This window comes from Sulfurimonas sp. (assembly GCF_023229105.1).
In the GTDB taxonomy this organism is placed as follows: domain Bacteria; phylum Campylobacterota; class Campylobacteria; order Campylobacterales; family Sulfurimonadaceae; genus Sulfurimonas.
Genome location: NZ_JALNZY010000017.1, coordinates 25,000 through 31,650, shown reverse-complemented (window position 1 = coordinate 31,650; position 6,651 = coordinate 25,000). Strand labels below are relative to the sequence as shown.

Sequence of the window (6,651 nt, the reverse complement as noted above, 5' to 3'; positions counted from 1 at the left end):
GCTCTTTTTAAGCGCTCCGTAGGCGAATCAAGTGACATTGTCGGAAAAGAGATGTATCAGTTTATCGACAAAGGCGACAATGATGTTTGTCTGCGTCCAGAGGGAACTGCAGGAGTAGTTCGCGCATTTATACAAAAAAAACTAGACCGTGCTGGCGGAATCCACCGCTTTTTTTATCATGGAGCTATGTTTAGATATGAGAGACCGCAAAAAGGGAGACTAAGACAGTTTCACCAATTTGGAGTTGAGAGCTTCGGGGAGAGTAGTGTTTACGAAGATGCTTCTATGATTATGATGGTAAGTGACATTTTAAAAGCGCTTGGCATCAGTTACAAACTTCAACTTAACTCGCTTGGCTGCAACGACTGTATGCCCGATTATCGCAAGAAACTGATTAACTTTGTAAAAGAGTGTGAAGATGGAATTTGTGAAGATTGCATTCGCAGAGTAGATACTAATCCAATAAGAGTGCTCGATTGCAAAAACAGCTCATGTCAGGAGCTTTACGTATCAGCGCCAAAGCTTTTGCATCATCTTTGTTCGTCATGTGAAAATGATTTTAATATGCTAAAGAAAATTTTAAACGACAATAAAATTGAGTATGAGATAAACACTAATCTAGTAAGAGGTTTAGACTACTACTCAAAAACCGCATTTGAGTTTGTAAGTGAGGAGATAGGAAGCCAAAGCGCTATTGCAGGAGGCGGAAGATACGATAGACTTGTAGAGTTTTTAGACGGTCGCCCTACTCCTGCCGTTGGTTTTGCGATGGGTATAGAGAGACTAATGGAGCTTATAAAGATGCCGCAAGTCACAAAAGAGGGCTACTACATAGGTGCTATGGACGAGGAAGCCGTTGACATGGTTGTAAACATTGCCCATAAAAAAAGAGAAACGGATATCGTTATTGTAGATTACAAATCTAAAAACCTCAAAAACCATCTCAAAGCCGCAGACAAAGCAGGCGTAAAATATTGTGCCGTTATAGGCTCTAATGAGATGAGAGATAAAAATATCTGGATAAAAAACCTAGAAGACAAAACTGAAAATACTATATCAATAATGGAATTTTAATGGAACTAACTCATACTCTTTGGAGTTTTTTTATAGACTTCTTCGAATTTTTCATACTAGCTTTATTGCTTTTTTTAGTCTACTTGTTTATTTATGATAAATATGTACAAAGAAGCCATTCGCTTTTGATTAACTACCCTATAATAGGCAGAATGCGCTATCTTTTTGAAGCGCTAAGAGAGCCACTTCGTCAATATTTTGCAGATGAGTCCTTCTATGCATCAAGAGATAAAATTGAATGGGTATATAAAGCCGCAAAAGATGTTCCAAACTATCAATCCTTTTCGGTATCTCAACCTTTTGAAAGCTCCAGATTTATCATTAAACACTCATCTAATGTTTTAAATGAAGATGAAGTTTGTGAAGATGTGAGCGTTACCTTTGGTAAAGATAGAGAGATTCCATTTATTTCTGCCTCCCCTGTAATACGTTCAGCCATGAGTGATGGGGCGCTCAGCCCAGAAGCCGTTAGAGCATTTTCAATTGCAGGAGCAACAACAAATCTTACCATTAACACGGGAGAAGGTTCTCTTACGTCAAATCACCTCTTTACTCACAAACCAGATCTCAAAAATTGCGAATATTTAGAAATTGTAAAAAGCACTGCGCTTTCAGAAGTTGTTTTTAAAGTAGTTAATAAACTCTTCAACGGTGCACTTGCTCTAAAGGCATACAGAACAATTTTACTAAATAAAAAGACTCAAAACACTTATATCTACGATAAAGCATCACATGTACTCTTTCGTGTAAACTGGAGTGCTCCCCTAGAAATCTTTCCAAAAGAGGTTCCTAGCGATATCCCAAATATGATTTTTCAAATGAGTTCAGGTCTTTACGGAGTTAGAGACAATAACGGAAAATTTGATGAACTGAGATATCAAAAGGTTATGAAGTTTTGTCGCATGACTGAGATTAAGATAGCTCAGGGTGCTAAACAGACGGGAGGAAAGTTGGCAGGCTCGAAAGTATCGGCTGATATAGCTTACTACAGAGGAGTTCCTGAGGGAAAAGACCTCTTTTCGCCAAATCGCTTCCCTTTTGCAGATACGACTGCTCATCTTTTAGATTTTGTTGACAAACTTCAAAACCTCTCTAAAAAACCGGTAGGATTTAAAATTGTAATATCAGATATAGATTCAGTTGAAGATATGGTAAAAGAGATTGCTAAAAGAAAAGAAAATGGAGAGTCTATACCTGACTTTATCTCTTTAGACAGCGGAGAAGGCGGAAGCGCTACCGCTCCGCTTGAGCTTATGGAGTCTGTAGGTTTAAACACAAACAACGCGCTTTATGTTCTAGATACAATCCTCTCAAAATATGATCTTCGCAAAGATATTAAGATAATTGCAAGCGGAAAGATTTTAACTCCTGATGACATGGTAATAACAATGGCTATGGGTGCAGATGCGGTAGGAATAGGTAGAGGGTTTATGATGAGCGGAGGCTGTATTCGTGCTAGAATGTGTTCTGGTTTTGGCTCGCACATCTGCCCAGTCGGTATGGCGACTCAAGATCCAAAAAGAAGAGCCTCTTACCTTGTTATAAAAAAAGGTGCAGAGATAGGTCACTATCATAAAAATCTTGTCAAAAGTATGAAGGTTCTTCTTAGCGTAATGGGTCTTAAGCACATATCCGAACTTAAGAAGAAACATCTTACTTTTAAAAATAGAAGCGGTGAAGTATATTTTGATATAGATAAATACTTTCATCAAAAACTACATATAGGTGAATAATTTTGAAAAACTTTGGTCTTAATATTTGGTCTAACAACAATTTCATTATTGAAGATGGTCAAATAAAATTAAATTACAAGTGCATGCCCTCGCTTCTTCAAATAGTTGAAGATATTCGTTCAAATGATGTAAGAGGTCCTATTTTACTTAGGTTTCCACACTTAATAAAGAGCCAAATTAGAACTCTTTACTCCTACTTTGATAAAGCTATAGAGCAAAACAACTACAGAGGACGCTTTAATGCTGTTTTCCCTTTAAAGGTAAATCAGTTTCCTCATGCCGTTGATGCGATAACCTCTCAAGGGGCGCAGTACAATTATGGGCTAGAAGCCGGCTCAAAAGCTGAGCTGATTTTGGCTATGAGCAAGACTCCAACCGGCGCAAACATAACTGTAAACGGATTTAAAGATAAAGAGATGATTACGCTTGGCTTTATAGCCGCTCAAAGCGGGCATAACATTACAATCACCATAGAGGGGCTTGGAGAGCTTGAGACGATTATAGAAGTAGCAAAAGAGTGTAGCCTAAAAGTTCCAAATATCGGAGTCAGAGTAAGGCTTCATAGTACAGGAAGCGGCATCTGGGCAAAAAGCGGCGGAATGGATGCTAAGTTCGGTCTTACTTCTACTGAAATCATAGAGGCAATATCACTTTTAAAAGATGCTAAGCTTTTAGATAAACTAACCATGGTTCATTTTCATATTGGTTCGCAGATGTCGGATATTGCACCGCTTAAAAAAGCTCTTAGAGAAGCTGGAAATATCTATGCAGAGCTAAAGAAGATGGGCGCAGAATCTCTTAAGAGCATTAATATCGGCGGCGGCTTAGCTGTTGAGTATGATCAGCACATAATGTCAAGTGCTAGAAACTACTCTATAGATGAGTTTTCAAGCAGTGTTGTTTTCTTGCTGGGCGGGATTATGAATGCAAAAAATGTTGATCATCCAGATATTTTCACAGAGTCTGGAAGATTTATCGTAGCTTCTCATGCCGTCTTAATTACACCTGTTTTAGAGCTATTTACTCAGGATTATCAAGAGAAACTATTGAACTTTAAAAAAGTTAACCCCCCTCTTCTTGTTGAGCTAATAGAGTTAAATGATCTTCTAAACAATACCAACTGTATCGAGTACCTTCACGATGCACTAGATCACATGGAAGCACTGCTAACACTTTTTGATCTTGGCTATATTGACCTTCAAGACCGCTCAAACGCAGAGATTTTGGTTCATAATATTATAAAAAAAGCTCTATATCTAAAATCATCAAATCCTACAGATGAGCTGGCACAGCTTCAAGTAAAGTTGCAGGAGAGATATCTTATCAACGCATCAATATTTCAAAGTTTGCCTGATTACTGGGGATTGGGGCAGCACTTTCCCGTTATGCCTCTGCATCACCTAAACACAACCCCGCTAAGAGCGGCATCACTGTGGGATATCACATGTGATAGTGACGGAGAGATAGGTTTTAACCCTGATAAACCTCTTTATCTCCATGACGTAAACCTTGATGAAGAGGAGTATTTTTTAGGCTTTTTCAATGTCGGTGCATATCAAGAAACATTAGGAATGAACCATAACCTCTTTACTCATCCTAGCGAATACACCATTACGATTGATGAGTACACCTATGAGATTAAAAATGCCGTTGAGTCTAAAAGCATATTGGACATCTTAGACTCCATAGGGTACGATGCGAATCTACTCTCAAATAAACTTAAAAGTGATCTCTTAAACTCTGATTTTATTTCGGAGAAAGAAAAAAATGATACACTTGCAAAATTAGAACTATTTTTAAGTCAAAATGGTTATTTAAGAACTACAAACTAGGAGTTAACGTTGGGAATTTATGCTGATATTAAAGAAGACTTTTCCAATGTTTACAAAAATGATCCAGCCCTTAGCTCTAAGCTTGACTTTTTATTTAATTACCCCGGTGTCTGGGCTGTAGCTTGGTATAGAGTAGCAAATAGACTTTATAAAGCCAACTTCAAAAGCCTTGCAAGAATGATTATGGGTTTAAACCAATTTTTTACAAATATTGATATTCATCCTGGTGCCACAATCGGAAAAAGAGTTTTTATAGATCATGGTTTTGGGGTTGTAATCGGTCAAACTACCATTATAGAAGATGATGTTTTAATATACCAAGGTGTCACTCTTGGAGGTGTTTCTCTTACACAAGGCAAAAGACATCCGACTATAAAAAAGGGTGCCGTAATAGGAGCAGGAGCAAAAGTGCTAGGAAATATCACAATCGGAGAGTATGCAAAAATAGGTGCTAACTCTGTTGTTGTTAAAACTGTTCCAGACAATGCTACCGCAATAGGGATTCCAGCAAATGTCATAGAAAAAGGCAGATGCAGAGATCCGCTTATGCACAACCTTCTTCCTGATATCAACAAAGAGATGTTTGAGTATCTTCTTAAACGTGTTGCCGTACTTGAGCACATCTTGGTTGAAGACAACAAAGAGCTTCTTGAGCAGGATCTGCACTTAGAAAAAATCTATGAATCATTTATCCGCGCGATGAAAAACTAAAAACTTATAGAGATAACAGCTCACATATCTGATTATTTTAGTATAATTCGCCCTATATTTTAAAAAAGGGCTGCTTATGCTAACGGATCGTATAAATTCTCTTTCTGAGTCAATCACAATTGCCATTTCAACACTTGCCGGTGAACTAAAAGCACAGGGTAAAGATGTCATCAGTTTTTCAGCAGGTGAGCCTGACTTTGATACGCCTCGCGTCATTAAAGATGCTGCTATCGCAGCCATCAATGAAGGTTTTACAAAATATACCGCAGTTGATGGTATTCCTACACTTAAAGCTGCTATTGCAAATAAACTCAAAAGAGATAACAACCTTACTTATGCGCCAAATCAGATAATCACCAACAATGGTGCTAAACACTCTCTTTTTAATCTTTTTGCGGCGGTTATCCAAAAAGGCGATGAAGTAATTATTCCCTCTCCATACTGGGTAACATATCCTGAGCTTGTTATTTATTACGGCGGAACTGTTGTAGAGATACAAACACATGATGACAATGCATTTAAAATAACTCCAAAGCAGCTCCAAGATGCGCTTACGCCAAAGACAAAAATGATAGTTCTAACAAGCCCGTCAAACCCGACAGGTACAGTCTATTCAAAATCTGAGCTTGAAGCTATCGGAAAGGTGCTAGAAGGCACCGACGTAATCGTTGCAAGCGATGAGATGTATGAAAAACTTATCTATGATGGAGAGTTTACCTCTGCGGCAGCAGTTAGCGAAGATATGTACAAAAGAACGGTAACTATAAACGGTCTTAGTAAATCAGTGGCGATGACAGGTTGGAGATTTGGCTACATGGCAGCTCACAACACAGAGCTTATCCAAGCTACAAAAAAACTTCAAAGCCAAAGCACTTCAAACATTAACTCAATCACGCAAAAAGCGGCAATAGCAGGATTAGACGGTTCTGCTGATGCAGAGATAGAGATGATGAGAGTTGCATTTAAAGAGCGCCGTGATGAGGCTGTAAAGCTAATTAACGCAATTGACGGGCTAAGCGTTTACAAGCCTGATGGCGCTTTTTATCTTTTTGTAAACATAAAAGAGTTTAGTAATGACTCTATGCAATTTTGCAAAGAGCTTTTAGAGAAAAAAGGTGTAGCAGTAGTTCCGGGAGTTGGTTTTGGAAGCGAAGGATACTTTAGATTTAGTTTTGCAACCGATATAGAAAGCATCCGCAAAGGTATCAAACGCATTAAAGAGTTTACTCAAGAGTTAAAAGCATAAAAATATTTTTAAATTTCACTCTATTTATCTCTGCATATATCTTGCAGAGATAAAA

General features: G+C 38.0%; 5 protein-coding genes. All 5 read left to right on the top strand.

Going from position 1 to position 6,651, the window contains the following annotated elements; genetic code table 11:
* Window positions 1-1,074 (top strand): histidine--tRNA ligase (hisS, locus tag M0Q17_RS03910; RefSeq protein ID WP_295083501.1); only part of this gene is annotated, 1,074 nt, incomplete at its 5' end.
* Window positions 1,074-2,807, top strand: a complete 1,734-nt coding sequence (locus M0Q17_RS03905) for an FMN-binding glutamate synthase family protein (RefSeq protein ID WP_295083499.1) — start codon at window positions 1,074-1,076, stop codon at window positions 2,805-2,807. The genes hisS and M0Q17_RS03905, both read left to right, overlap by 1 nt.
* A gap of 2 nt (window positions 2,808-2,809) precedes the next feature.
* Entirely contained in the window at window positions 2,810-4,639 is a 1,830-nt protein-coding gene (speA, locus tag M0Q17_RS03900; protein WP_295083497.1) for a biosynthetic arginine decarboxylase, read from the top strand.
* A 9-nt stretch (window positions 4,640-4,648) separates the two neighbouring features.
* Complete coding sequence (cysE, locus tag M0Q17_RS03895; RefSeq protein ID WP_295083495.1) at window positions 4,649-5,350, top strand: serine O-acetyltransferase; 702 nt, start codon at window positions 4,649-4,651, stop codon at window positions 5,348-5,350.
* A 76-nt stretch (window positions 5,351-5,426) separates the two neighbouring features.
* Window positions 5,427-6,596 carry a pyridoxal phosphate-dependent aminotransferase gene (locus M0Q17_RS03890; protein ID WP_295083493.1) on the top strand — a complete coding sequence of 390 codons (1,170 nt, stop codon included), beginning with the start codon at window positions 5,427-5,429 and terminating at the stop codon, window positions 6,594-6,596.
* Window positions 6,597-6,651 lie beyond the last annotated feature (55 nt).